The sequence below is a fragment of the Bradyrhizobium sp. 25ACV genome (assembly GCF_054863005.1).
The window spans coordinates 328,996-352,216 of the sequence record NZ_JAVAYO010000007.1 but is presented as its reverse complement, the minus strand read 5'-3'; the positions used below and the strand labels follow the sequence as shown (position 1 = coordinate 352,216).

General features: G+C 64.6%; 19 protein-coding genes. 8 read left to right on the top strand and 11 right to left on the bottom strand.

Going from position 1 to position 23,221, the window contains the following annotated elements:
• The first annotated feature begins 22 nt into the window (after nucleotides 1–22).
• Complete coding sequence (locus RAD04_RS19085) at nucleotides 23–1,648, top strand: glycosyltransferase family 39 protein (protein ID WP_461624970.1); 1,626 nt, start codon at nucleotides 23–25, stop codon at nucleotides 1,646–1,648.
• Nucleotides 1,649–1,778: 130 nt separating this feature from the next.
• On the opposite strand, the gene RAD04_RS19080 is transcribed toward RAD04_RS19085, so the two are convergent.
• The 5 genes from RAD04_RS19080 to RAD04_RS19060 all read right to left on the bottom strand — a co-directional run bounded on the left by RAD04_RS19080 (nucleotide 1,779) and on the right by RAD04_RS19060 (nucleotide 5,766).
• Nucleotides 1,779–2,096 carry an HPr family phosphocarrier protein gene (locus RAD04_RS19080; RefSeq protein ID WP_018316388.1) on the bottom strand — a complete coding sequence of 106 codons (318 nt, stop codon included), beginning with the start codon at nucleotides 2,094–2,096 and terminating at the stop codon, nucleotides 1,779–1,781.
• A complete protein-coding gene (locus RAD04_RS19075) occupies nucleotides 2,093–2,494 on the bottom strand; it encodes a PTS sugar transporter subunit IIA (protein WP_007597752.1) in 402 nt (133 codons plus the stop codon). The genes RAD04_RS19080 and RAD04_RS19075 overlap by 4 nt, the downstream gene beginning before the upstream one ends.
• 133 nt (nucleotides 2,495–2,627) lie before the next feature.
• Nucleotides 2,628–3,152 carry an HPr kinase/phosphorylase gene (locus RAD04_RS19070; protein ID WP_461624969.1) on the bottom strand — a complete coding sequence of 175 codons (525 nt, stop codon included), beginning with the start codon at nucleotides 3,150–3,152 and terminating at the stop codon, nucleotides 2,628–2,630.
• Entirely contained in the window at nucleotides 3,149–4,945 is a 1,797-nt protein-coding gene (locus RAD04_RS19065; RefSeq protein ID WP_201760035.1) for a sensor histidine kinase, read from the bottom strand. Before RAD04_RS19065 ends, RAD04_RS19070 begins: the two co-directional genes overlap by 4 nt.
• A 119-nt stretch (nucleotides 4,946–5,064) precedes the next feature.
• Nucleotides 5,065–5,766 (bottom strand): response regulator transcription factor, encoded by a 702-nt coding sequence (locus tag RAD04_RS19060; RefSeq protein ID WP_008542552.1) that lies wholly within the window; start codon nucleotides 5,764–5,766, stop codon nucleotides 5,065–5,067.
• A gap of 240 nt (nucleotides 5,767–6,006) precedes the next feature.
• On the opposite strand from RAD04_RS19060, the gene RAD04_RS19055 reads away from it, so the two are divergent.
• The 3 genes from RAD04_RS19055 to RAD04_RS19045 all read left to right on the top strand — a co-directional run bounded on the left by RAD04_RS19055 (nucleotide 6,007) and on the right by RAD04_RS19045 (nucleotide 11,311).
• Nucleotides 6,007–6,741: a HugZ family pyridoxamine 5'-phosphate oxidase gene (locus RAD04_RS19055; protein ID WP_461624968.1), complete on the top strand. Its 735-nt coding sequence runs from the start codon at nucleotides 6,007–6,009 to the stop codon at nucleotides 6,739–6,741.
• A gap of 78 nt (nucleotides 6,742–6,819) precedes the next feature.
• Entirely contained in the window at nucleotides 6,820–9,408 is a 2,589-nt protein-coding gene (locus RAD04_RS19050; protein WP_461624967.1) for a CHAT domain-containing tetratricopeptide repeat protein, read from the top strand.
• 286 nt (nucleotides 9,409–9,694) lie between these two features.
• Complete coding sequence (locus tag RAD04_RS19045) at nucleotides 9,695–11,311, top strand: phosphoenolpyruvate carboxykinase (protein ID WP_461624966.1); 1,617 nt, start codon at nucleotides 9,695–9,697, stop codon at nucleotides 11,309–11,311.
• A gap of 81 nt (nucleotides 11,312–11,392) precedes the next feature.
• Here RAD04_RS19045 and RAD04_RS19040 read toward each other — a convergent pair whose 3' ends face one another.
• A complete protein-coding gene (locus tag RAD04_RS19040) occupies nucleotides 11,393–12,421 on the bottom strand; it encodes a helix-turn-helix domain-containing protein (RefSeq protein ID WP_461624965.1) in 1,029 nt (342 codons plus the stop codon).
• Nucleotides 12,422–12,615: 194 nt separating this feature from the next.
• Between RAD04_RS19040 and RAD04_RS19035 the strand changes: the two genes are divergently transcribed.
• Together RAD04_RS19035 and acmB are read left to right on the top strand one after the other, a co-directional pair.
• On the top strand, nucleotides 12,616–14,256 hold the full coding sequence (locus tag RAD04_RS19035; protein WP_461624964.1) for a flavin-containing monooxygenase: 1,641 nt from the start codon (nucleotides 12,616–12,618) through the stop codon (nucleotides 14,254–14,256).
• Nucleotides 14,257–14,311: 55 nt separating this feature from the next.
• Nucleotides 14,312–15,505, top strand: coding sequence for a methyl acetate hydrolase AcmB (gene acmB / locus RAD04_RS19030; RefSeq protein WP_461624963.1), 1,194 nt, complete (start codon nucleotides 14,312–14,314; stop codon nucleotides 15,503–15,505).
• A gap of 37 nt (nucleotides 15,506–15,542) precedes the next feature.
• Here the strand turns inward: acmB and RAD04_RS19025 are convergent, their stop codons facing one another.
• A complete protein-coding gene (locus RAD04_RS19025) occupies nucleotides 15,543–16,358 on the bottom strand; it encodes an acyl-CoA thioesterase (RefSeq protein ID WP_461624962.1) in 816 nt (271 codons plus the stop codon).
• A 188-nt stretch (nucleotides 16,359–16,546) separates the two neighbouring features.
• Nucleotides 16,547–19,063 carry a glycogen/starch/alpha-glucan phosphorylase gene (locus tag RAD04_RS19020; protein ID WP_461624961.1) on the bottom strand — a complete coding sequence of 839 codons (2,517 nt, stop codon included), beginning with the start codon at nucleotides 19,061–19,063 and terminating at the stop codon, nucleotides 16,547–16,549.
• Nucleotides 19,064–19,267: 204 nt separating this feature from the next.
• Here RAD04_RS19020 and RAD04_RS19015 point away from each other — a divergent pair, with 204 nt between their 5' ends.
• Nucleotides 19,268–19,513: a hypothetical protein gene (locus tag RAD04_RS19015; RefSeq protein ID WP_177237082.1), complete on the top strand. Its 246-nt coding sequence runs from the start codon at nucleotides 19,268–19,270 to the stop codon at nucleotides 19,511–19,513.
• A gap of 24 nt (nucleotides 19,514–19,537) precedes the next feature.
• On the opposite strand, the gene RAD04_RS19010 is transcribed toward RAD04_RS19015, so the two are convergent.
• A complete protein-coding gene (locus RAD04_RS19010; protein ID WP_461625031.1) occupies nucleotides 19,538–20,401 on the bottom strand; it encodes a LysR family transcriptional regulator in 864 nt (287 codons plus the stop codon).
• A 97-nt stretch (nucleotides 20,402–20,498) separates the two neighbouring features.
• Between RAD04_RS19010 and RAD04_RS19005 the strand changes: the two genes are divergently transcribed.
• Nucleotides 20,499–21,410 (top strand): DMT family transporter, encoded by a 912-nt coding sequence (locus RAD04_RS19005; RefSeq protein WP_461624960.1) that lies wholly within the window; start codon nucleotides 20,499–20,501, stop codon nucleotides 21,408–21,410.
• Nucleotides 21,411–21,521: 111 nt separating this feature from the next.
• Here RAD04_RS19005 and RAD04_RS19000 read toward each other — a convergent pair whose 3' ends face one another.
• Entirely contained in the window at nucleotides 21,522–22,292 is a 771-nt protein-coding gene (locus RAD04_RS19000) for a TIGR02186 family protein (protein ID WP_461619825.1), read from the bottom strand.
• Nucleotides 22,289–23,206 carry a sulfite exporter TauE/SafE family protein gene (locus tag RAD04_RS18995; RefSeq protein ID WP_461619826.1) on the bottom strand — a complete coding sequence of 306 codons (918 nt, stop codon included), beginning with the start codon at nucleotides 23,204–23,206 and terminating at the stop codon, nucleotides 22,289–22,291. Before RAD04_RS18995 ends, RAD04_RS19000 begins: the two co-directional genes overlap by 4 nt.
• Between the last annotated feature and the right edge of the window lie 15 nt (nucleotides 23,207–23,221).

Below are 23,221 nucleotides of genomic sequence, written 5' to 3'. Positions count from 1 at the left end.
AAAACGCGCTAGGCAAGCGCCCATGTCGACCACGTCTCTTCCCACCCCCCGAGTGCGCGCGAAGGCCCGCCTGAGCTTTGGCCGCTTCCGGGCCTGGCTGGTTGCCTGCGCGGTCCGTCCCGAGGCGAGATTGTGGCTGGTGATCCAGCTCGCCATCCTCCATGCGGTGCTCTGGACCTTCATCCTGGTCAATCTGAAGGCTGCGCAGGACGTTCACATGGACGTCGCAGAAGCCTATGGCTGGGGCCAGAAATTCCTGTGGGGCTATGGCAAGCATCCGCCGCTGTCGGGCTGGGTCGCCGGGCTCTGGTTCAAGCTGTTCCCGGCGGCGGACTGGGCGACCTATGCGCTGGCGATGGCGACGGTCAGCGCCGGCATGGTGATCTGCTGGCTGGTTGCCTTGCGCGTGGTGGATGCGCGGCGCGCGTTCCTGGTCGTGGTGATGGTCGCGCTCTACCCGATCTTCAATTTCAAGGGGTTCAAGTACAATCCGGACCTGCTCCAGCTCGTCACCCTGCCGCTGCTCGTGCTCGCCTATCTCAACGCGTTCGAGAAGCGGAGCTGGCAGTCCGGCGTCCTGCTCGGCCTTGCCGGCGCGCTGGCGCTAATGACCAAATATTGGGTGCTGACCATGATCGGCGCCATCGGGCTTGCCGCGCTGATCCATCCGGAGCGGATGAGATTTTTGGTATCGCCGGCGCCGTGGGTCGCGATCGCGACGATGGTCGTGGCAATGATCCCGCACGTGGTCTGGCTGGCCGAGGCGCATTTCGTGCCGCTGACCTATGCCGGCGACACCTACAGCCTCGCAGACAGCGGCCAGGTGCATCAGCTCGTCACCGGCTACATGCTGCATAATCTCGGACTGCTGGCATTGCCGGTGGCGCTCGCCGGGCTCGCGATCGCGCTGGTGCCGCCGTGGTTCACATTGCTGCTGCGCGCGCCCTTGCGCATCGTTACGCGCGCCTGGGCGCGGGGCGCCAATCCGGGCGTCAATGTCCCGCAGGCGCTGAACGTGTGGATGATCCAGATCATCGTCGCATTCGGCCCGCCGCTCGGCGCGCTGGTCTTCGGCGTCTACCTGAAGACCGATTGGGGCATCTCGCTGTTCTTCCTGGTGCCGCTCGCGCTGGTCGCGATTCCCACGCTGCGGGTGCAGAGCGCGAGCCTGTTCAACATCGCTGCGATCTGGCTCGTGCTCAGCGTTGCCACGCTCGCCGCCTCGCCCTGGATCGCCGCGCGCGAGATGACGGCGAATGCCGGCAACACGGCGACCTATGGCGCGCGCTCCGAGCTCGCGCGCGAGCTGACCCAGGCATGGCACGCGCGCTTCGCCTCGCGCTGGGCGGTCGTTGCGGGGTCGATGGAGACGATCCAGCCGATGGTGTTCTACAGCCCCGATCACCCCAGCCCGTTCACGCCGAACGAAGCCTGGGCGTCCGGGCTGACCTCACTCGACGACGTCAAGCGATACGGCTTCATCGGTGTGGTCGATGCGACCGACGAACGCCTGCCCAAGTTCGAGAAGTGGGTTTCGGAGGTCGCGCCGAACGCCGAGCGCGTGATGATGACCACGCGCCGCTTCACCCGCGGCAAGGCCGGCCCGGCGATGAGCTGGAACGTCTACATCGCGCCGCCGGCGAAGTGATTGCGGCGGTCTCGGTGTCGTAGGGTGGGTAAAGGCGCGGAGCGCCGTGCCCACCACCATCTCGCGCCAATCGCAGAAAAGTCGTGGGCACGCTTCGCTTTGCCCACCCTACGGCAACCGAGCGCGCGGCTCAGATACCTTCCTCGTTGAACTTGCTTTCAACGAGTTCGGTGATCGCCGCGAGCGCGGCTTCCGCGTCGGTGCCGGCGGCGGCGACGGTGATCGTCGTGCCCGGTCCCGCGGCGAGCATCATCAGGCCCATGATCGAGGTGCCGCCGACCGTCTCGCCGCCGCGCGTCACCCACACCTGCGCGTCGAAGCGCTCGACAGCCTGGACGAATTTCGCGGAGGCCCGCGCATGCAGGCCGCGCTTGTTGATGATCAGGAGGTCCTTGGAGATCGCGCCAGCGGGCACGCCTGTCCCCGCTTGTGGCGCCTCGTCGCTCATTTGCCGGCGAGCACGCGGCTGGCGATGGTGACGTATTTGCGGCCTGCTTCCTGGGCCATCGCGATCGCGTCGGGCAGCGGACGCTCCTCGCGCACCTTGGCGAGCTTGACCAGCATGGGCAGGTTGATGCCCGCGAGCACTTCGACCTTGGGCCGGCTCATGCAGGATATTGCAAGGTTCGACGGCGTGCCGCCGAACATGTCGGTGAGGATCGCAACGCCGTCGCCGGAATCGACGCGGTTAACCGCCTCGATGATGTCACTTCGGCAGAGATCGGAATCATCTTCGGCACCGATCGTGATCGCTTCGATTTGCTTTTGTGGGCCCATGACATGTTCAAGCGCTGCCTTGAATTCGTCGGCAAGGCGCCCGTGGGTCACAAGTACTAGACCAATCATCGGAAAACTCCTCGCGGGCGCTTTTGGTGCACCGCACGAACGCGCCACTTTGACCATCCAGAGCCCCTGCGCAAGAGGGGATGTTGCGTATCTCCCTGAATCTAGACGGATGGATGAGGGGAGCTGCGCCGGTCTATTCGGTCGCGATAGTGGGGTTCATATGGTTACCATTTCCCTTCAAACAATCGCCTGAGGGGTTAACCGAAGATGAACTCTTGGTAGTGGTCAAGGCCGCGACAACCAATGGGAGGGGTGAATATTCGCGGCCAACAGGGATTCGCGGTATTTCGACACCGGAAATGATGGTTTTCAGCGAATCCGCCGCAGGCAGGCGCTCGGCGTCCGCGGCATCCAGATCGACCACGAGACCGACGGTCGCATGCTCCACGAAGTCGCAGTGGCGGATCCCGAGGCCCCGGATCTCGATCAGGCCAGCCAAGACCGGCGCGGGGCGGACTTCAATTTCATCGCCGAGTGTCGCCAGATGGACACGGTCATCCCCGACCAGAACGGCCCTTTCGATCACGCCCGAGCGTCCGGCAATGATCAAATCAAAGGCAAGGCGCGACTTGCCCGAGCCCGAGGGACCGCGGATCAGCACCGCCCGTTGTCCGACCTTGACTGCGGAGGCGTGAACGCTGGGCCCGCCGTCGTTCATAGCGCCGGCAACCTCACCACGAAGCGCGCGCCTGCGACCGTCGGCACGCCCTCGTCATCCGGCGGGCCTGCGCGGTTCTCGGCCCAGATGCGCCCGCCATGGGCGTCGATGATCTGCTTGGAGATCGACAGGCCGAGGCCGGAGTTCTGGCCAAAACCCTGATGCGGACGGTCGGTGTAGAAGCGCTCGAAGATGCGTTCCAGCGCGTCGTCGCGAATGCCGGGGCCGTCATCGTCGACCACGATCTCGATCTCCCCGCGCGCGCGGCGGCAGGTGAGGCGCACCTTGCTGCCGGGCTCGGAGAACGACTGCGCGTTGGAGAGCAGGTTGGAGACCACTTGCCCGAGCCGTGAATCGTGGCCGCTCACGGCGAAAGTGTCGGTCGGGCTGCGGCCCTCGAAGCGCGTCTCGACCGCGACGTCGTGCCCAAGCTTGGTCTCGTTGGCGACGGACACCAGCGTCGTCAGCAGGCGGCGCAAATCGACCGGGATCGCATCCTGGCGCTGCAATTCGGCATCGAGGCGGCTGGCGTCGGAGATGTCGGAGATCAGACGGTCGAGCCGCTTGACGTCGTGCTCGATCACCTCGAGCAGACGTGCGCGGCTGTTCTCGTTGCGCGCCAGCGGCAGCGTCTCGACCGCCGAGCGCAGCGAGGTCAGCGGGTTCTTCAATTCGTGGGCGACGTCGGCGGCGAACATCTCGATCGCCTCGATGCGGCTGTAGAGCGCGCTCGTCATGTCGCGCAGGGCGCCGGAGAGATGGCCGATCTCGTCGCGGCGGCGGGTGAAATCGGGGATCTCGATGCGGGCCTTGATGCGGCGGCGGACGCGCTCGGCGCTGTCGGCAAGCCGGCGCACGGGCCCGGCGATCGTGCTCGCGAGCAGCAGCGACAGCATGATCATGACGGCGGCCGCGACGCCGCCGACTTTCAGGATGGCGAGGCGTTCGGCGGTGACCATCTGGTCGATGTCGTCACCTTGCGTCGACAGCATCAGCGCGCCGTGGATCGCGCGCGAGCGCAGCACGGGGACCGCAACCGAGACGATCACCTCGCCGCGGGCATTGACCCGCACCATCGAGCGCTTCTGGCCCTGGAGCGCATCGCCCACCTCGGCATAGCCGTTGCCGTTCTCGGGACCGAGCTCGCGATAGAGCGGCAGGTCGCCGCGGTTCAGCCAGGTGCGCACCGCGACCATGCCGCGCTCGACGAAGCCGGGCTTCTCGGCCGGCGGCGGCAGGTCGAGGCGCAGCACGTTTTCGAGGTTGCGGCTGTCCAGCAGCAGGCTGCCGTTCGGATCGTAGATGCGGGCGCGCGTCTTGGTCGGCGAGATCAGCGTGCGCAGCACCGGCGCCACGCGCTCCGGATTGATCGGGAAGTCCAGCGGCGAGTACTCGTCCGAGCCGCCATAGGTCTCGCCCGGCTTGAGGTCGAGCAGCCGGTCGGGATCGATGGTGATGGCGTTGGTCTGCACCGTGGCGGAGGCCGCGATCGCGCCGGCGATGATCTCGGCCTGCACCAGGAGGCTCTGCGCCCGCGCGTCGATCAGGCCGGCGCGGAATTGCGACAGATACAGGATGCTCGCCACCAGCGCGACGAGGCCGGCGAGATTGAGGGAGACGATGCGGCGGGTCAGGCTGGAGAAGGACAGCGCGAAGAAGAATTGCCCGGCGCGCTTGAGCCAGTTCAGCGGCCGGAAGCCCTGGGGCTTGTCTTCGGCAAATTGCTCCGGAACGCCGTCGGATGTGATCTCCCCGGCGCTCTGGTTCTCGTCAGGCTGCGTTCGGTCCAGCAATGCTTACGCCCGCGTTAGGACAGCTCGTGGCAATGGTCCCCGCATCCTAGAGCCATCCCGGTCCCGATGGAACGAGAACCGGCGATGCTCTCTGTCTCTCGTGAAAGGCGCCCCGCGCCTCAGGCTTCCTTGAAGCGGTAGCCGACGCCGTAGAGCGTCTCGATCATCTCAAACTCGTTGTCGACCACCTTGAACTTCTTGCGCAGCCGCTTGATGTGGCTGTCGATGGTGCGGTCGTCGACATAGACCTGGTCGTCATAGGCGGCGTCCATCAGCGCATTGCGGCTCTTCACCACGCCGGGCCGGGTCGCGAGCGCCTGCAGGATCAGGAATTCGGTGACGGTCAGCGTCACCGGCTCGTTCTTCCAGGTGCAGGTATGCCGTTCCGGGTCCATACGCAAAAGGCCGCGGTCGAGCGCCTTGGCGTCGTTCTCCTTCGGCGCGACGGTCGGGTCCTTCGGCGCCGAGCGGCGCAGCACCGCCTTGACGCGCTCGACCAGGAGGCGCTGCGAGAACGGTTTGCGGATGAAATCGTCGGCGCCCATCTTGAGGCCGAACAGCTCGTCGATCTCCTCGTCCTTGGAGGTCAGGAAGATCACCGGCAGGTCGGACTTCTGCCTGAGCCGGCGCAGCGTCTCCATGCCGTCCATGCGCGGCATCTTGATGTCGAGGATGGCTAGATCGGGCTGGGTGGTGCGGAAACCGTCAAGCGCGGAAGCGCCGTCGGTGTAGGTCATGATGCGATAGCCTTCGGCTTCCAGCGCGATCGAGACGGATGTGAGAATGTTGCGGTCGTCGTCGACCAAAGCGATTGTGGGCATGAGCCTCTGCTTTCTGCTTTCCGTTTGGGTCGTGGCTTGAAACGGCGAGCAATCCACTGATGCGCCGCATACATGGGTGCCGATGTCGGCGTTCGAACCTTGTCACCGAGCAATGCAAGCTGGGCTGAAGTGTGACCAAGTTCCACGAAACACGGCAGATTCGCCGCATGTCGACCCATAACCAGGCCCCGTTTACCCGAAAAATGGCCCCCCTTGCAACCACCTGAGCCGAGAAAGCCGATGCAACCGACCCCTGATTTCGACCCCGCAAAGCTCGCCAAATCCCTGCTGCGGCGATCGCGGCAGGGGGCGCTGGCCACCCTCATGGCCGGCAGCGGCGACCCCTATTGTTCCCTGGTCAATCTGGCCAGCCATCCCGACGGTTCCCCCATCCTGCTGATCTCGGGCCTCGCCGTGCATACAAGGAACCTTCTCGCCGACAGCAGGGTCTCGCTGATGCTGGACGAGCGCGCGGCGGGCGATCCGCTGGAAGGCGCCCGGATCATGCTGTCCGGCCGGGCGGAGCAGGCTGATGCCGAGAAGGATTTGCTCCAGCGACGGTATCTCAATGCGCATCCGTCGGCGGAAGGCTTTGTTTCCTTTAAGGATTTCAATTTCTTCCGGATCCGCCCCACGGGAACTCATCTGGTCGCCGGCTTCGGCCGTATCGTCGACCTCAAGCCCGCCCAGTTCCTCACGGACCTCTCCGGCGCCGAGGATCTGCTGGCGGCGGAGGAGGGGGCGGTCGCACATATGAATGCCGATCATCGCGACGCCATGGGCCTCTATGCGACAAAGCTCCTTGGCGCTGCCGCGGGGGACTGGCGCTGCACCGGCTGCGATCCGGAAGGTCTCGACATGCAGGAGGGCCAGACCGCGCTGCGGCTCGACTTCCCGGAGCGGGTGACGGACGGCACCTCGCTGCGCAAGATGCTGGTCCGCCTCGCTGGCGAAGCGCGCACGAAGGTGGACTGAAGCGCGAGCCTTTGAACGCTGTTCCCCGCCGCGGCGACCCAACACCGTAATGGTTCGAGGTCGGCCGCGAGAGGGTTCATGACACGCCGTCGTTTGACGCTGATCGCAGGGCTGGCGCTCGCGATCACCGCATCGCTTGTTACACCCAGCCTTGCGCAGAAGGGTCTTGCCGCGGAGAGCGCGCGGCTCAACGCGCTCATCGGTGCCGGAAAATATTCGGAGGCGCTGCCGCTCGCGCAGGCGATGGTCGCTAGCCTCGAGAAGGACAACGGCCGCGATCTCTCCGGCGCGTTGAACAATCTCGGCAGGGTCCATGCCGGTCAGGGGCGAGACGATCTGGCTGAGCCGCTCTACAAGCGCGCGATCGCGCTCATGGAAAAGTCGCTCGGCCTCGACAACGCACTGGTTGCGGCCGAGCTGACCAATCTGGCCGCGCTCTATCAGCGGCAGGGTCGCTTCGCAGAGGCCGAGCCGTTGTTCAGACGTGCACTGGCCGTGCGTGAGAAGGCGCTGCCGCGCGAGCATCCCGACGTCGGTCAGTCCCTCAACAATATTGCCACGCTCTACGCCAAGCAGCAGCGCCCGGCCGACGCCGAGCCGCTGTTCCAGCGGGCGCTCGTGATTTACCAGAAGGCCGCCGGACCCGAGCATTCCGCGGTCGCGACCGTCCTGAACAACATCGGCCAGGTCTATCGCGACCTCAACCGCGATGCCGACGCCGAGGCGCCGATCAAGCGCTCGCTCGCGATCCGCGAAAAGGTGCTGGGGTCCGATCATCCCGACGTCGCCCGCTCGCTGAACAATCTCGCCGGCCTCTACGAGCATCAGCAGCGCTATGCCGATGCCGAGCCGCTGTATCGCCGTGCGCTTGCGATCCGCGAACGCGCGCTTGGGGCGGACCATCCGGACACCCTGACCTCGACCGGCAATCTCGCTTATTTCCTCTACGTTTCCGGGCGCACCGCCGATGCGCTGCCGCTCGCGGACAAGACGCTTGCCAGCGGCCGCGCGCAGTTGCGCATCGTGCTGCCGATCCTGTTCTCCGCGCGGCAGCAGCATCTGCTGCCCGACGACAAGGCGCTCGACAAGGCGCTGGCCGCGATCCAGCGCGGCACGCAATCCTCGGCCGCATCGGCCGTGAACAAGCTCGCGGTGCGGCTCGCCGCCGGGACCGACCGGCTCGCCGAGCTCGTGCGCAGAGACCAGGATCTCGGAGCCGAAGCCGAGGCGCTCGACAAGGCGATCATCGCGGCGGTGTCCAAGCAGGCCGGGCAACGCGACGCCGCGGGTGAGCAGCGCAGCCGCGCACGGATCGCGGCGATCGGAAACGAGCGTGCTGGCTTGCAGAAGACGCTCGCCGTTGAATTTCCCGATTACGCCTCGCTCTCCAACCCGCTGCCGCTGGCGGTGAAGGACATCCAGCCGCTGCTGTCAGCCGATGAGGCGATGGTGATCTATTCCGTCGGTGAGAAGCAGAGCTATGTCGTCGCGATCACGCGCGATGGTGCCGACTGGAAGGAGATTCCGCTCGGCGCGGATGCAATGACCCAGAAGGTCACTGCCTTCCGCAAAGGGCTGGATGTCGGCAAGGCGCGCGATGCCTCCGGCAAATCGGGGCTGTTCGATCTTGCGCTCGCGAACGAGCTCTATGTCGCGCTGCTCGGCCCGGTCGAGGCGTTGACGAAGGACAAGCGCAATCTGCTGGTCGTGCCATCGGCGGCGCTGACCGCATTGCCGTTCCATCTGCTGGTGACGGAGAAGCCGCAGGCTGCGATCCCGGACAGGCTCGAAGGTTATCGCGACGCCGCCTGGCTGCTGCGGCGTCAGGCCGTCTCGGTGCTGCCGTCGGTGATCAGCCTGAAATCGCTGCGTGCCTTCGCGCGCAGGGATCAGGGCGCAAAGCCGATGACCGGCTTCGGCGATCCCGTTTTCAACCCCGCGGCCGAAGGGCCCGCCGACCGTCGCGCCGCAGGCGGCAAGGTCGCGGCGCGCAGCATTGCGACGATTGCCTATACCGATTTCTGGCGCGGCGCCGGGGTCGACCGCGCGCGGCTTGCGCAGGCGCTGCCGCAACTGCCCGATACCGCCGATGAGCTGAAGGCCGTGGCGAGAGATGTCGGTGCCACTGATGCCGACATCCATCTCGGACGCGATGCCAGCGAAACGACGCTGAAGCGTGCAGCGCTTGCTCAATACGGCATCATCTATTTTGCCACCCACGGCCTCGTTGCCGGCGACGTCAAGGGACTGGGCGAGCCCTCGCTTGCATTGTCCATTCCCGATCAGCCGTCGGAGCTCGACGACGGCCTTCTGACCGCGAGCGAAGTGGCCCAGCTCAAGCTCAACGCCGATTGGGTGGTGCTGTCCGCCTGCAACACCATCGCCGGCGACAAGCCCGGCGCCGAAGCGCTGTCGGGATTGGCGCGCTCCTTCTTCTATGCCGGTGCCCGCGCGCTGCTGGTCTCGCATTGGGCCGTGGATTCGGAAGCCGCCACCCGCCTCACCACATCGACGTTCGAGCTGCTCAAGAACGAACCGAAAATCGGTCGCGCCGAAGCCTTGCGCCGCGCGATGTTAACGTTTGTCGACGACGCCTCGTCGCCGCGCAACGCCTACCCGGCGATGTGGGGACCGTTCGCGCTCATTGGCGAAGGCGAGGTACGATAAGCCGGCAGTCGGAATTGTGCGTCGCAAAAACCATGATCAACGCCGAATTCCGCATTTGGTTGCGCGATCATTCGTGATTTTTTGATGCAGCTGCTCAGAGCTGACATGCGCGACGTTTGGCGCGGTCCTTGAATAAACCAAATCCTGCGGGATCAGCTTGGCAACGCCAGCGTTCATCATTATTAGGTCGCCCAGCCGAGGCCGGTTGGCCTATAAATCACGGTGACCGCGATGGTGCTGAAGTTCTGGTCGCGCTGAATGTCGCGGGTTCTAGGAGGATTTTTTCGTGCAAGAGACGGGCGTGCGCAACGGTGCCTTTGGCGCCGACAAGTTCGGTTTAAAGAATCTCAAGCAGGTTCACTGGAACCTCGGTGCGCCGCAACTCTATCAATACTCGCTCACTGCGGGCGAGGCGGTGCTGTCCGCTGACGGCGCACTCTGCGCCGACACCGGCGAGTTCACCGGGCGCAGCCCGAAGGACAAGTTCACGGTGCGTGACGCCACCACCGACAAGAAGATGTGGTGGGCCGGCAACCAGTCGATCACCGCAGAACAGTTCGAGACGCTCTATCAGGACTTCCTCAAGCACGCCGAAGGCAAGAGCCTGTTCGCGCAGGACCTCTATGGCGGCGCCGATCCGGCCTACCGGATCAAGACGCGCGTCTTCACCGAGCTCGCCTGGCACTCGCTGTTCATCCGCACGCTGCTGATTCGCCCCGAGGCGATCGAGCTGCCGACCTTCGTGCCGGAGCTCACCATCATCGACATGCCGAGCTTCCGCGCCGATCCCAAACGTCACGGCTGCAAGTCGGAGAACGTCGTCGCGATCGATTTCGCCCGCAAGATCGTCCTGATCGGCGGGTCTTATTATGCCGGCGAGATGAAGAAGTCGGTCTTCACCACGCTGAACTATTACCTGCCCGACCGCGGCGTGATGCCGATGCATTGCTCGGCCAATGTCGGCGCCAAGGGCGATGCCGCGATCTTCTTCGGCCTCTCCGGCACCGGCAAGACCACGCTGTCGGCCGATCCGAACCGCACGCTGATCGGCGACGACGAGCACGGCTGGGGCCCGAACGGCGTCTTCAACTTCGAAGGCGGCTGTTACGCCAAGTGCATCAAGCTGTCGCAGGAAGCCGAGCCCGAGATCTTCGCGGCCTCGACCCGCTTCGGCGCGGTGCTCGAGAACTGCGTGCTCGACGAAGACACCCGCGTGGTGGATTTCGACGACGGCTCCAAGACCGAGAACACGCGGTCGGCCTATCCGCTCGACTTCATCCCGAACGCCTCGCGCACCGGCCGCGCGCCGCAGCCGAAGAACGTGGTGATGCTCGCCGCCGACGCCTTCGGCGTGCTGCCGCCGATCGCCAAGCTCTCGCCGGCGCAGGCGATGTATCACTTCCTGTCCGGCTACACCGCGAAGGTCGCCGGCACCGAGCGCGGTCTCGGCAACGAGCCGCAGCCGGAATTCTCGACCTGCTTCGGCTCGCCCTTCCTGCCGCTCGACCCCAGCGTCTACGGCAACATGCTGCGCGACCTCATCGCCCAGCACAATGTCGATTGCTGGCTGGTCAATACGGGCTGGACCGGCGGCAAGTATGGTGTCGGCTCGCGCATGCCGATCAAGGTGACGCGTGCGCTGCTCACCGCCGCGCTCGACGGCTCGCTTCGCAACGTCGAATTCCGCACCGACAAGTACTTCGGCTTCGCGGTCCCGACCGCGCTGCCCGGCGTGCCGGCCGAGATCCTCAACCCGGTCAACACCTGGAAGGACAAGGACGAGTTCGACAAGACCGCCCGCGCGCTGGTCGGCATGTTCCAGAAGAACTTCGCCAAGTTCGAAGCCCAGGTGGATGCCGAGGTGCGCGCCGCCGCGCCGGAGGTGAAGCTCGCGGCTGAGTAAGTTTTCGCAGGACGTGATTGACGAGGAAGGGCGGCTGGATCAGCCGCCCTTTCTTTTACGGCGTGAGCATCGTCAGGCTGCCTAGCCCGTGCATTGCTTGCGATATTCTGCGGGAGTCGTACTCATGTGCCGGCGAAAGATCCGGTTGAGATGGCTCTGGTCGGAGAATCCGCTCAACAGGGCGATCTCCTTCAACGCCAAGCGGTCCTTGCGCAGATGTTCGCAGGCGCGCTCCACCTTGCGGGCGAGGACGTACGCGTGCGGCCGCATGCCATAGTGTGCCTGGAATTTGCGGGCGAACTGCACCGGCGTGCAGTTGCAGATGTTGGCCAGTTCGTCGAGCGTGATGTTCCGGGAAATGTTCTGCTCGATATAATCCTCGATCATTCGCGCATGCGCCGGCCTGAAGGGCCCTTGCGCACAGGGCATCTTGAATTGCACTGAGGCGTATTTTCGCAGGATGTGAATGCTCGCCTGAAGTGCCATGGCATCGTAGCAGAGCCGGCCGCCCGGACCTCCTGCGGAAACCTCCTGCACCATCTGGTCAGCAATCCAGGTCAGAACCGGATCCTCGATTCTGAGCAGATCATGAAGCTCGACACTTTCGGTATCCCGGTCAAAAGCCTCGCTTGCGGTCTTCGCCATGAGACTAGGCGAGATGTAGAGATGACTGACTTCGATGTCATGGCACCATCGCCAGTTCGAAGCTTCCGCGCGCGTCAGCAGCGTCGTGACGCCGCGGCCGACTTGATCCTGCTTCCAGGATCCGGTCACGCGGCGTTTCATCGCCGTGGTGCCTTCGCGATAGATCACGATCAGAAAGTTATCGGACGGCGGCACCCAGATATCGGATGGCGCATAGCGGAACACGCGCAGCCGAAAATCGGCTTTTCCCACCGCTGAACTGTCCAACATCATTTCGCCGGGAGCATAGCGTGGCAGCTCCTCGACCGTGATGAACTGCCCCATCGCGCGAGCCTCCTCCCTGGAGTTTTGGCATGGTCGACTGCTTGTTGTTCTCATTGGCCGATCGGCAAGGCAGCAGCATAGGCCGGATTTGCCATTTGCCAAGCGAGCTCGGGCGAGGTCGGCGCCGGCCTCCGGCTTCATTCAAAGGATTGTCGGTTTTGTTCAAGCCGGGAACGCAGCCCGCCTCATAGCCTCCCTCGCGTTCCGGGCAAGTGCGGAAGAACGGTGAGAAGCCGCAAGCGCTTGCGGGACCGACAAATGACGCGATGCACGACCATCCGATCACACGACGGGTGGGAAAGGCCGCGCGCTCTGGGAAGACCTAGGAGGGACAAATGGCAGAAACGGCAACCAAACCCAATGGAAGCAATGGCGCGCATGTAACGGCGAAATTCGACGCGGTGGTTGTTGGCGCCGGCGTCGCCGGGCTCTATCAGCTCTATCGTTTGCGCGAACAGGGATTGAAGGTCAGGGCGATTGACGCGGGCGCAGGCGTCGGCGGCACCTGGTATTGGAATCGCTATCCCGGCGCCCGCTTCGATTCAGAGAGCCACATCTACCAGTATCTGTTCTCCGAGGAGCTCTACAAGGGATGGAGCTGGAGCGAGAAATTCCCCGGCCAGCCGGAAATCGAGCGCTGGCTCAACTACATCGCCGACCGCCTCGATCTGCGCAAGGACATCCAGTTCGGGACGATCGTCAAAAGCGCCCATTTCAACGAAGCCACACAGCGCTGGCTGGTCACGACCGACAGGGGTGACGTGATCGACACCCAGTTTCTGATCACCTGTTGCGGCATGCTCTCCGCCCCGCACGTATCGTTTCCGGGACAGGAGACGTTCAAGGGGCAGCTGTTCCACACGGCGCGCTGGCCCAAGGAGCCGGTCGAATTCGGCGGCAAGCGCGTCGGCGTTATCGGCAACGGCGCAACCGGCATCCAGGTCATCCAGACGATCGCCGGCGAGGTCGGTCATCTGAAAGTCTTTGTTCGTACGCCGCAATACATGATTCCGATGAAGAATCCCAAGTACAGCGCGGCAGATGCGGAGGCCTACAAGTCGAAATTCCAGCACCTCACGGAGCGCCTGCCGCATACCTTCACCGGATTCGAATACGATTTCGAGCATGCCTGGGCCGGCCTGACGCCGGCGCGGCGCCGGGAGGTGATCGAGGATTGCTGGAACGACGGCTCCCTGAAGCTGTGGATCTCGTCCTTTGCCGAGCTGTTCTTCGACGCCGAGGTCAACGCCGAGATCTCCGACTTCGTGCGCGAGAAGATGCGCGAGCGACTGAAGGATCCAAAGCTGTGCGATGCCTTGATTCCGGCCGACTACGGTTTCGGAACGCATCGGGTGCCACTGGAGCAGAACTTCCTTGAGGCCTTCCATCGCCCCAATGTCGAGATCGTCAGCGTCAAGGCCAATCCGATCGAACGCGTGACACCCACGGGTATCCAGACCGCGGACGGGACGATCCACGAGCTCGACGTCATCGTTCTGGCGACTGGATTCGACGCTGGAACCGGCGCGTTGACGCGCATCGATATCAGGGGCCGTGGTGGGCGGTCGCTGAAGGAGGATTGGAGCAAGGATATCCGCACCACGATGGGCCTTCAGGTTCACGGCTATCCGAACCTGTTCACGACTGCGGTGCCGCTGGCTCCGTCGGCTGCGCTCTGCAACATGACCACCTGTCTCCAGCAGCAGGTCGAATGGATCGACGATTGCATCAGGTTCGTGCGTACGAAGAACCTGAAGGTGGTTGAGCCGACCAGGGATGCCGAAGACGGATGGGTGGCGCATCACGATGAGATCGCCAATGCGACGCTGATCGCGAAGACCAATTCCTGGTACCTGGGTTCGAACGTCGAAGGCAAACCGCGCCGCGTTCTGTCCTACTGCGGCGGCGTCGGCGCCTACCGGCAGAAATGCAACGAGGTCGCCGCCAGCGGCTACCTGGGCTTCACCATGAATTGAGTGCTCGCGAAGCGCTGCGTCGACGGAATTCATTCAATCCAAACGGGAGACAACCATGAGCACGAATTTCGGTGCTGCTGCAGACGCCGTTCTCGACGGTGTCGTTACATCCACGCCGCGCGTGCCCGGCGTCGTCGCGATGGTGACGGACCGTTATCGCAACATCTACGAAGGTGCTGCGGGGAAGAGGCGTGTCGACCAGCCAGCCGAGATGACGACCGACAGCATCTTCGCCATCTTCTCCACGACCAAGGCGATCACCGGCACGGCCGTGCTGCAACTCGTTGAAGAGGGCAAGCTCGATCTCGACGCACCGGCCAAGCGCTACGCTCCGGACATCGGCAAGCTCCAGGTCATCGAGGGCTTTGATGCGGCGGGTGAGCCAATGCTGCGGGCGCCCAAGCGGGACATCACCACGCGGATGCTGATGACGCACACCGCCGGTCTCAGCTACGACTTCATCAACCACACCTATAACCGCCTGGCCGAGGAGAAGGGCCAGCCCAGCGTCATCACCGCTTCCAAAGCCTGCCTGATGACGCCGCTGCTGTTCGATCCGGGCGAGCGTTGGGACTACGGCACCAATCTCGACTGGTGCGGCCAAATCGTCGAGGCCATCGCCGGGCGCCGGCTTGGAGAGGTTTTCAAGACGCGCATCTTCGAGCCGCTCGGAATCAAGAGCATGACCTTCGAGCTGACCGACGCCATGCGCAGCAAACTGGCGGGGATCCACGCGCGCGGCGCCGACGGCTCGTTGACGCCGATGGATTTCGAGCTCCCCGCCAAGCCTGAAGTGCATATGGGTGGCCACGGCCTCTACGGCACGGTCGGCGACTACATGCGTTTCATCCGGATGTGGTTGAATGACGGTGCCGGCGAGCATGGCCGCGTGCTGAAGGCGGAGACCGTGCGCATGGCGGAGAAGAATCATCTCGGAGACAAGAAGGTGACACCGATCACCGGCGTCATCCCAGCGCTGTGCAATGATGCCGAGTTCTTCCCGGGCCAATCAAAGTCCTGGGCGCTTTCGTTCATGATCAACGACCAGGAAGCACCCACCGGGCGTCCCGCCGGCGCCCTCGGCTGGGCGGGCCTTGCCAATCTGTTCTATTGGATCGACCGGCAGAACGGGTTCGGCGGGTTCTGGGCCACGCAGATTCTTCCGTTCGGCGATCCAAATTCGTTCATCGGTTACATGAATTTCGAGACGGCGTTTTATCAGAGCCTGAGGCAGCGAATGGCGGGTTAGGAACCCCGGCAAGAACGGGACGAGGGGTGGAGAGAGCTCACGCCTTGAAATACGCGATCTGTGTCGAGGTCGCGAGCAGCCGGCCGTTCGGCGACCACAGCTCGGCGTTCTGGTCGGCGTAGCTCTTGTGCATGATCTTCGAATCGGCCGTCGCCAGCACGCGCGTGATGTCCTCAGCCGCGAGCTCGTCGCTTTCGGTGTGGAAATAGGTCGTCAGCGACACCGTGCCGAATGGCACCAGCTCGCGCCTTGCGTGGAAGATGCGGCCGAAGAAGGCGTCCGACATCGACATCAGCGACAGCATGTCGAGCTTGCGCGGCGTGCGGTCGCTGATCCAGATCTTCGAATAGGTGCTGGCGGGCTCGGCCTGCTGCGGCCCGATCCGCATCTCGCCCTCGACGAAGCGAAACTCGTATTGGTTCGCCCAGGACGCCGCGATCTTCGGAAACGGTAGCGTTTCCTCGAACGGCTTTGCGTCGGGATATTGCGCCACCCGGTGCTCCCAGGACGGCCGGCGCTCGGCGAACACCGCGGTGGCGAGCGTTGCGACCTCGCCGCCGCCCTGGCTGAGCTCGACGCTCCAATGCTGGCTGGAGCGATTGGCCTTCACCAGCCGCACGTCGAGATCGAACGGCCCCTCGGCGATCGGCGCGCAGTAATTGACGGTGAGGGCGAGCGGGTCGCCGGCGCGTTCCGGATGGTCGATCAGCGCGCGCAAAATGGTCGCGGCTGTGGCGCCGCCGAACGGGCCGACAAAGGCCCAGTAATCGTCGCTGGTGTGCCCCTGCCAGCTCGAGTCGCCGGCAGTGACGCGGGTGGCGTCGTCGAAGGGGTGGGGAAGCTTGGCGTGCATTTTCGTTTCCGTCTGTCATTCCGGGGCGATGCGACGGGACCGCGTCGCGCGGCCCGGAGCATCGAACCCGGAAGTTCGAGATTCCGGGTTCGGCTCTGCGAGCCGCCCCGGAATGACGGTCGTCATATCACAGCCAATAGCTGCCTGTGCAATTACCTGTCGGGTAACGCTTCCACGCCGCGGAAAAATCAGCCCGCGACGTCGCGCAGGTTCGGCAGCAGCGGCGTGGTCGGATTGACCGGCACGTTCCAGATCTCCTCGGCGTATTCGCGGATGGTGCGGTCGGAGGAGAACCACGCCATGCGCGCGACGTTGAGGATGGAGGCACGCGTCCAGGCCGGCGAGACCAGCCAGCGCGCATCGACGCTGCGCTGCGCCTCGTAATAGGAATCGAAATCGGCGCTGACCATGTAATGGTCGAGATGGCGCAGCGCGTGCGCGATCGATTCAAAGCGGCCGGGATCGCCCGGCGAGAACTCGCCGGTGCCGATCGCATTGATGGCGCGCTGCAGCTTCGGTGAATTGCGGATCAGGTCGGAGGCGTCCAGCCCCTGCTTGCGCCGGATCATCACGTCGCCGGCCTCCATGCCGAAGATCGCGATGTTCTCCGCGCCGACATGGTCGCGGATCTCGATATTGGCGCCGTCGAGCGTGCCGATGGTGATGGCGCCGTTGAGCGCCAGTTTCATGTTGCCGGTGCCGGACGCTTCCATGCCCGCGGTCGAGATCTGCTCGGACAGGTCGGCCGCGGGGATGATCACTTCGGCGAGGCTGACATTGTAATCGGGCAGGAACACCACCTTGAGCTTGCCGCCGATCGTGGGATCGTTGTTCACGACCTCCGCGACGTCGTTGATCAGCTTGATGATCAGTTTTGCGTAGCGATAGCTCGCGGCAGCCTTGCCCGCGAAGATCTTCACCCGCGGCACCCAATTGCCGGTGGGATCGTCCTTGATCGCCTGGTACAGCGCGACGGTCTCGATGACGTTGAGCAGCTGGCGCTTGTATTCGTGGATGCGCTTGATCTGCACGTCGAACAGCGCGGTCGGGTCGACCTTGATGCCGAGCCGTTCGCCGATCAGGCGCGCCAGCGCGGTCTTGTTGTGAAGCTTGACGCTGCGGAACTTCTTCTGAAATTCGACGTCGCTGGCGCGCGCTTCGATCAGCGAGAGCTGGGTCGGATCGTCGAGCACGGCCTCGCCGCAGGTCTCGCGCAACAGATCGGTCAGCTTCGGGTTCGCCAGCATCAGCCATCGGCGGAAGGTGATGCCGTTGGTCTTGTTGGTGATGCGGCCGGGATAGAGATGGTTGAGGTCGTGGAACACGGTCTCGCGCATCAGGTCCGAATGCATCCCCGAGACGCCGTTGATGCGGTGCGAGCCGACGAAGGCGAGCTGGCCCATGCGCACGCGGCGCCCGCTCTTCTCGTCGATCAGCGAGACCGAGGCGCGGAAGTCGATGTCGCCGGGGCAGCGCGCTTCGGCCAGCGCCAGATGCTGCACGTTGATGCGGTAGATGATCTCGAGATGCCGCGGCAGCAGCCGCTCGAACAGCTCGACCGGCCAGGTCTCCAGCGCCTCGGGCAGCAGCGTGTGGTTGGTGTAGGAGAGGGTGGCGACCGTGATCTTCCAGGCCTCGTCCCAGCGGAAATTGTGCAAATCGACGAGGATCCGCATCAGCTCGGTGACGGCAAGGCTCGGATGGGTGTCGTTGAGCTGCACCGCGACCTTGCTCGACAGGCTGCGCAGCTGTCCGTCGGACGCAAGGTGCCGCTTGACGAGATCCTGGAGCGAGGCCGAGACGAAGAAATATTCCTGGCGCAGGCGCAGCTCGCGGCCTGCCGGGCTCTCGTCGTTCGGATAGAGGAATTTGCAGATCGCTTCCGCGCGCGACTGCTCGGCGGTGGCGCTGACATAGTCGCCCTTGTTGAAGGCGTCGAGCTTGAGTGGATCGGGCGAACGCGCCGACCACAGGCGGAGCGCGTTGACGTGCTGGCCCCGCCAGCCGACAATCGGCGTGTCATAGGCGATCGCCTGCACGGTCTCGCCCGGATGCCAGATCGCGCGGTCGCGGCCCTTGTCGTCGACATGCTCGACGCCGCCGCCGAAAAAGATGTCGTAGATCACCTCGGGGCGCTGCAATTCCCAGGGATTGCCGAAGCTCAGCCACTCGTCGGGATATTCCTGCTGCCAGCCCTGATTGATGATCTGGCGGAACAGGCCGTAATCATAGCGGATGCCGTAGCCGATCGCGGGGATCGACAGCGTCGCCATGCTCTCCATGAAGCAGGCGGCAAGCCGCCCGAGGCCGCCATTGCCGAGCGCGGCGTCCGGCTCGCATTTGCGCAGCTCAGGCAGCGAGACACCGAGATCGCCGAGCGCGACCTCGAAGATCTTGAGCAGGCCCATATTGTTGAGCGCATCGGTGAAGAGACGGCCGATCAGGAATTCGAGCGAGAGATAATAGACGCGCTTGCGGCCCGCATCGTAGCTGTGCTTCTCGGCCGTGAGCCAGCGATGCACGACACGGTCGCGCAGCGCCAGCGCCGCGGCCTGGTACCAGTCGTGCCTGGTCGCCATGCCCGCATCCTTGCCGATGGCAAGGCGCAGCTTCGCCAGGATCGCGCCCTTGATCTCAGCCAGCGCGAGCTCGTCGATCGGCTGGCCGGGGGCGGGAAAACTGGGTTGGAACGATTGATCTTGCAAAGCCGTCACTTCCTGGTCGAACACACCACTAACCCTTACGCGTCTTGCCCCTGCGCCGGAACTGCCACTGGAGCGGCCGTGCACTGCGCTGGCGCAAATTTATGCAAGGAACGGGCCGTTTGGGAACCCGGGCGAGCACGGAGAAACCGGGATTCGGTGCTAGATTGCGGATCAATTCAGCCATCAGTGTGGAGGAACATTCCCATGAGACTGCTGACGCGACTGCTGATCGAGATCGCCGCGGCGGCCCTGCTCGTCGTCTGCATCGGCACCCTCAGTGCCGCGTTTGCCGCCGGCAAGCCCGGTCGCAGCGCCGATGGCCTCAGCTGCGGCTTCACGGTCCCGCAGAATGCCTCGCCCGCGGCCCGCTGCGCCGCCATCAAGCGCCAATGCGGCGGCAAGTTCTATGCGAATGCGTGCGGCGACAGGCTGATGTCCGCGGCGAATTGAGAGGCGGCGACAACGCCAGCGAATCTAGGCCGCCTTCGCCTGCACCGCATCGCAAAACTCGGCGAGGCGATCCGCAAGCCGCAGCGTTGCCGGACTCGCATCGGGCGAGGCCATCAGCGCGACCTCGGTCTTGTTGATCGGCGCAAATCCCTCCTTCGCCGTCAGCACGCGGTGGTCGGACTGGATCGACATCTCCGACAAGATGCTGAGGCCCATGCCGGCGGCGACCGCGGCCTGGATGCCTGACAGGCTCGACGAGGAATAGGCCATGTGCCAGGCACGGCCGACGCTTTCCAGCGCGTGGATGGCGCCGGCCCGGTAGAGGCAGCCGGTCGGAAAACCGATCAGCGGCACCGACGCGGCATGAACATCGACCGGATGGCCCTTGCTGGTGACCCAGTGCACGCGCTCCGGCCAAACCGCGATGGCGCCTTTCTCGCCGGCCGCACGCTTGAATAGCGCAACGTCGAGCTCGCCGCGTTCGAGATCGCGCGCCAGGTGCTTGCTCTGGTCGGCGCGGACGTCGAGCCGCAGGCCCGGATGCGAGCGCGCGAACGCGCCCAGTAATTTGGTCAGCCGGTACGCCGCGAAATCCTCGGGGATGCCGAGCCGGATCGCGCCTTCGCCATCCGGCTGGCGCAGCACGTCGCGCGCCTCCTCGGCGAGCGAGAGCAAGCGCCGCGCATACGAGAGCAGCCGCTCGCCGGCCTCGGTCGGGCGAACGGTCTTGCCGTCGCGGTGCAGGAGCACCTGGCCGATATCGTCCTCCAGCCGCTTGATCTGCTGGCTGACGGTCGACTGCGTGCGATGGACGCGCTCGCCGGCGCGGGTGAAGCCGCCGGCCTCGACCACCGAGACGAAGCTGCGCAGGAGCTCGAGATCGAGCATAACCGCCTCCATTCGAAAATCCACTGATAGAGAGTTAATCATTTAATTTCCAAATGGCAAGCGGGCTCCCTAGATCGAGGCTCAGGAGAATGCCCTCATGTCGCTTGCCCCCTCGATTCCCGTTCCGTGCAGCCGCTTCAACACGCTGCCGCTCGCTATCAGCCTGTTCTGCCTGCTCTGGAGCTACGCCTTTGTCGCCGGCAAGATCGGCGTCACCCATTGCCCGCCGCTGATCCTGCTCGCCGCGCGCTTCTCGCTCGCCGGCATTTTGATCCTGGGCGCCACGCTGGTCCGCGGCGACAGCTGGTCGTTAACCTGGCGCGATGCGGCAATCTTCGCTGTGCTTGGGATTGCCAACAACGCGCTCTATCTCGGGCTCGGCTACACCGGCCTGCAATCAGTCTCCGCCGGCCTCGGCGGCCTGATCGTCTCGGCCAATCCGGTCTTCACCGCGGCGCTCGCGACCCTGCTGCTCGGCGAAGGCATGACCTGGCGCAAGGCCGGCGGCCTGCTGCTCGGCATCACCGGCGTGACCCTGATCGTTTGGCATCGCCTGTCGGTCGGCACGGATTCCCTGCATGGCATCGTCTTCACGCTGGCTTCGCTCGCCTCGCTCGTTGCCGGCACCATCCTGTTCAAGCTGCTCGCGCCGAAGGGAAGCCTGTGGATCGGCAATGGCGTGCAGAATCTTGCCGCCGGCCTCGTGCTGACGCCGGTCGCGTTCACCTTCGCCGATGTGCATGCGATCGATGTCACGCCGAGCCTGCTCGGCGCCTTCGCTTTCCTCGTTCTGGGCGGCTCGATCCTCGCCTACTGGCTCTGGTTTCATCTCCTGAAAGTGTGCGGCGCCACCGCCGCCAGCGCCTATCATTTCCTGATGCCGCCGCTCGGCATGCTGTTCGCGTATCTCGTCCTTGGTGAGCACGTCGAGGCGCGCGATCTGCTCGGGATCATTCCAGTCGCGCTCGGCATCTACCTGGTGACGCGGCCGGGGAAGGTGGCGCAGTGAGCTGTCATTCCGGGGCGATGCGAAGCGTCGAGCCCGGAATCCATCGCGCCACCAACTTTGGAGATGGATGGATTCCGGGCTCGCGCCGCGCGCGCGCCGCAATGACGGTGCTCAATCCTTCCGAAACACGATCGACGCCATCCATCCCGTCATCAGGGCCATCGCGGCGGTGACGAGGCCGTAGATCAGACCGTTCTGCCTGGCAGTGGTGGCGACGAACTGTTCGAAGCCGACCTTGACGATCTCGAACGCGGTCTCGGTCTTGCCGATGAACGCGCCGTTCGCAAACAGCTTGATCTCCACCTCATACGTTCCGATCGGCACCTCCGCGGGCAGCGGGATGCCGGTGCGGAACAGCGTCGGCGTCAGGAACGTGACGGCGCTTGGATCCTCGCGATAGAGCCCGCGCTGGGTGCGCAAGCGAATAAACGCGGACCGAAAAGCGTCGTTCGGCACCACGTCGGCATAATCGCCGCCGACCCGCTGCGTCAGCAGCACGTTGTTCAGCCCGATCTGCTGCCGCCGCGCAATCTCGGGCGAGGTGATCGCGTCGAAGGAGCGGTTGGCGAACAGCGCCAGATAGCTCGGCACCTGCAGGAACTGCCGGTAGTCGGTGTTGATCCAGATGCCGAAGGTGCGCTCCTTGCGCCGCGTCACCATGTCGGCGCGCGGGCCCATCACGGTGACGACGAGATCGTAGGCGGTGCGATCGGCGGGCGACGTCGCGTCCTTCTCGACCGAGCCGAACAGCACCAGCTCCTCGCCGGAATAGTTCGGTGTCACCGTGACGCGGTGGTTGGAGACCGAGACGATCAGCCGCTCGGCGCGCGCGGCGGAGCCGAGCAGCAGGACGAGCAGGAGTGCGAGAGCTGCGCGCATCATCCGCTCACTCCCAACTCGCGGATGGTGAAGAGATCCTCCGGCCGGATCACCAGCTCGATCGCGAAGCGGATTCCGACCGAGAGGATCAGAAGGCCGAGCAGCAGCCGCAGCTGCTCGCCGCGGATCTTCTGCCCGGCGCGGACGCCGAACTGCGCGCCGGTGACGCCGCCGACCATCAGGATCAGTGCCAGCACGGCGTCGACGAGGTGATTGGTCACCGCATGCAGCATGGTCGCGAACAGCATCGTGACGAGCGTCAGGACCATCGAGGTCCCGATCACCGTCGAGGTCGGCACCCTCAACAGATAGATCATGATCGGCACCAGGATGAAACCGCCGCCGATGCCCATGATGGCGCCGATGAAGCCGATCATGATGCCGACGATTACCACGGGGATGACCGAGAGATAGATCTTCGAGCGCTTGAAGCGCATCTTCAGCGGCAGGCCGTGAATCCAATTGTGCGTGCGTCGTGGCGGCAGCGCGCCGCGCCGGGTCCGCATCAGGGCGCGCAGCCCTTCCGAGAACATCAGGCTGCCGACGGTGCCGAGCAGCACCACGTAGGAGAGCGCGATCATCAGATCGAGCTGGCCGAGCGCACGAAGCTGCGTGAAGGTCCACACGCCGAGCGCCGTGCCGGTGACGCCGCCGCAGAGCAGGACGCTCGCCAGCGCCGGATCGATCGCGCGCCGCCGCCAATAAGACAGCGCGCCGGAAAAGGAGGAGGCCGCGATATGGCTCGTGACCGAGGCGACCGCGACCGCGGGCGTGATGCCGATGAAGATCAGCAGCGGCGTCATCAGGAAGCCGCCGCCGATTCCGAACATGCCCGAGACGAAGCCGACCGCGGCGCCCATGGCGAGCACCAGGAAGACGTTGACGGGAAGATCGGCGATCGGAAGATAGAGCTGCATCGAAGAACCATACGC

What these genes read in the sequence shown, in the direction of transcription:
- RAD04_RS19085 (WP_461624970.1), top strand. Translation starts at nt 23, where the DNA reads ATGTCGACCACGTCTCTTCCCACCCCCCGAGTGCGCGCGAAGGCCCGC.
- RAD04_RS19080 (WP_018316388.1), bottom strand. Translation starts at nt 2,096, where the DNA reads ATGAGCGACGAGGCGCCACAAGCGGGGACAGGCGTGCCCGCTGGCGCG.
- RAD04_RS19075 (WP_007597752.1), bottom strand. Translation starts at nt 2,494, where the DNA reads ATGATTGGTCTAGTACTTGTGACCCACGGGCGCCTTGCCGACGAATTC.
- RAD04_RS19070 (WP_461624969.1), bottom strand. Translation starts at nt 3,152, where the DNA reads ATGAACGACGGCGGGCCCAGCGTTCACGCCTCCGCAGTCAAGGTCGGA.
- RAD04_RS19060 (WP_008542552.1), bottom strand. Translation starts at nt 5,766, where the DNA reads ATGCCCACAATCGCTTTGGTCGACGACGACCGCAACATTCTCACATCC.
- RAD04_RS19055 (WP_461624968.1), top strand. Translation starts at nt 6,007, where the DNA reads ATGCAACCGACCCCTGATTTCGACCCCGCAAAGCTCGCCAAATCCCTG.
- RAD04_RS19050 (WP_461624967.1), top strand. Translation starts at nt 6,820, where the DNA reads ATGACACGCCGTCGTTTGACGCTGATCGCAGGGCTGGCGCTCGCGATC.
- RAD04_RS19040 (WP_461624965.1), bottom strand. Translation starts at nt 12,421, where the DNA reads ATGAAGCCGGAGGCCGGCGCCGACCTCGCCCGAGCTCGCTTGGCAAAT.
- RAD04_RS19035 (WP_461624964.1), top strand. Translation starts at nt 12,616, where the DNA reads ATGGCAGAAACGGCAACCAAACCCAATGGAAGCAATGGCGCGCATGTA.
- acmB (WP_461624963.1), top strand. Translation starts at nt 14,312, where the DNA reads ATGAGCACGAATTTCGGTGCTGCTGCAGACGCCGTTCTCGACGGTGTC.
- RAD04_RS19025 (WP_461624962.1), bottom strand. Translation starts at nt 16,358, where the DNA reads ATGCACGCCAAGCTTCCCCACCCCTTCGACGACGCCACCCGCGTCACT.
- RAD04_RS19015 (WP_177237082.1), top strand. Translation starts at nt 19,268, where the DNA reads ATGAGACTGCTGACGCGACTGCTGATCGAGATCGCCGCGGCGGCCCTG.
- RAD04_RS19010 (WP_461625031.1), bottom strand. Translation starts at nt 20,401, where the DNA reads ATGCTCGATCTCGAGCTCCTGCGCAGCTTCGTCTCGGTGGTCGAGGCC.
- RAD04_RS19005 (WP_461624960.1), top strand. Translation starts at nt 20,499, where the DNA reads ATGTCGCTTGCCCCCTCGATTCCCGTTCCGTGCAGCCGCTTCAACACG.
- RAD04_RS19000 (WP_461619825.1), bottom strand. Translation starts at nt 22,292, where the DNA reads ATGATGCGCGCAGCTCTCGCACTCCTGCTCGTCCTGCTGCTCGGCTCC.
- RAD04_RS18995 (WP_461619826.1), bottom strand. Translation starts at nt 23,206, where the DNA reads ATGCAGCTCTATCTTCCGATCGCCGATCTTCCCGTCAACGTCTTCCTG.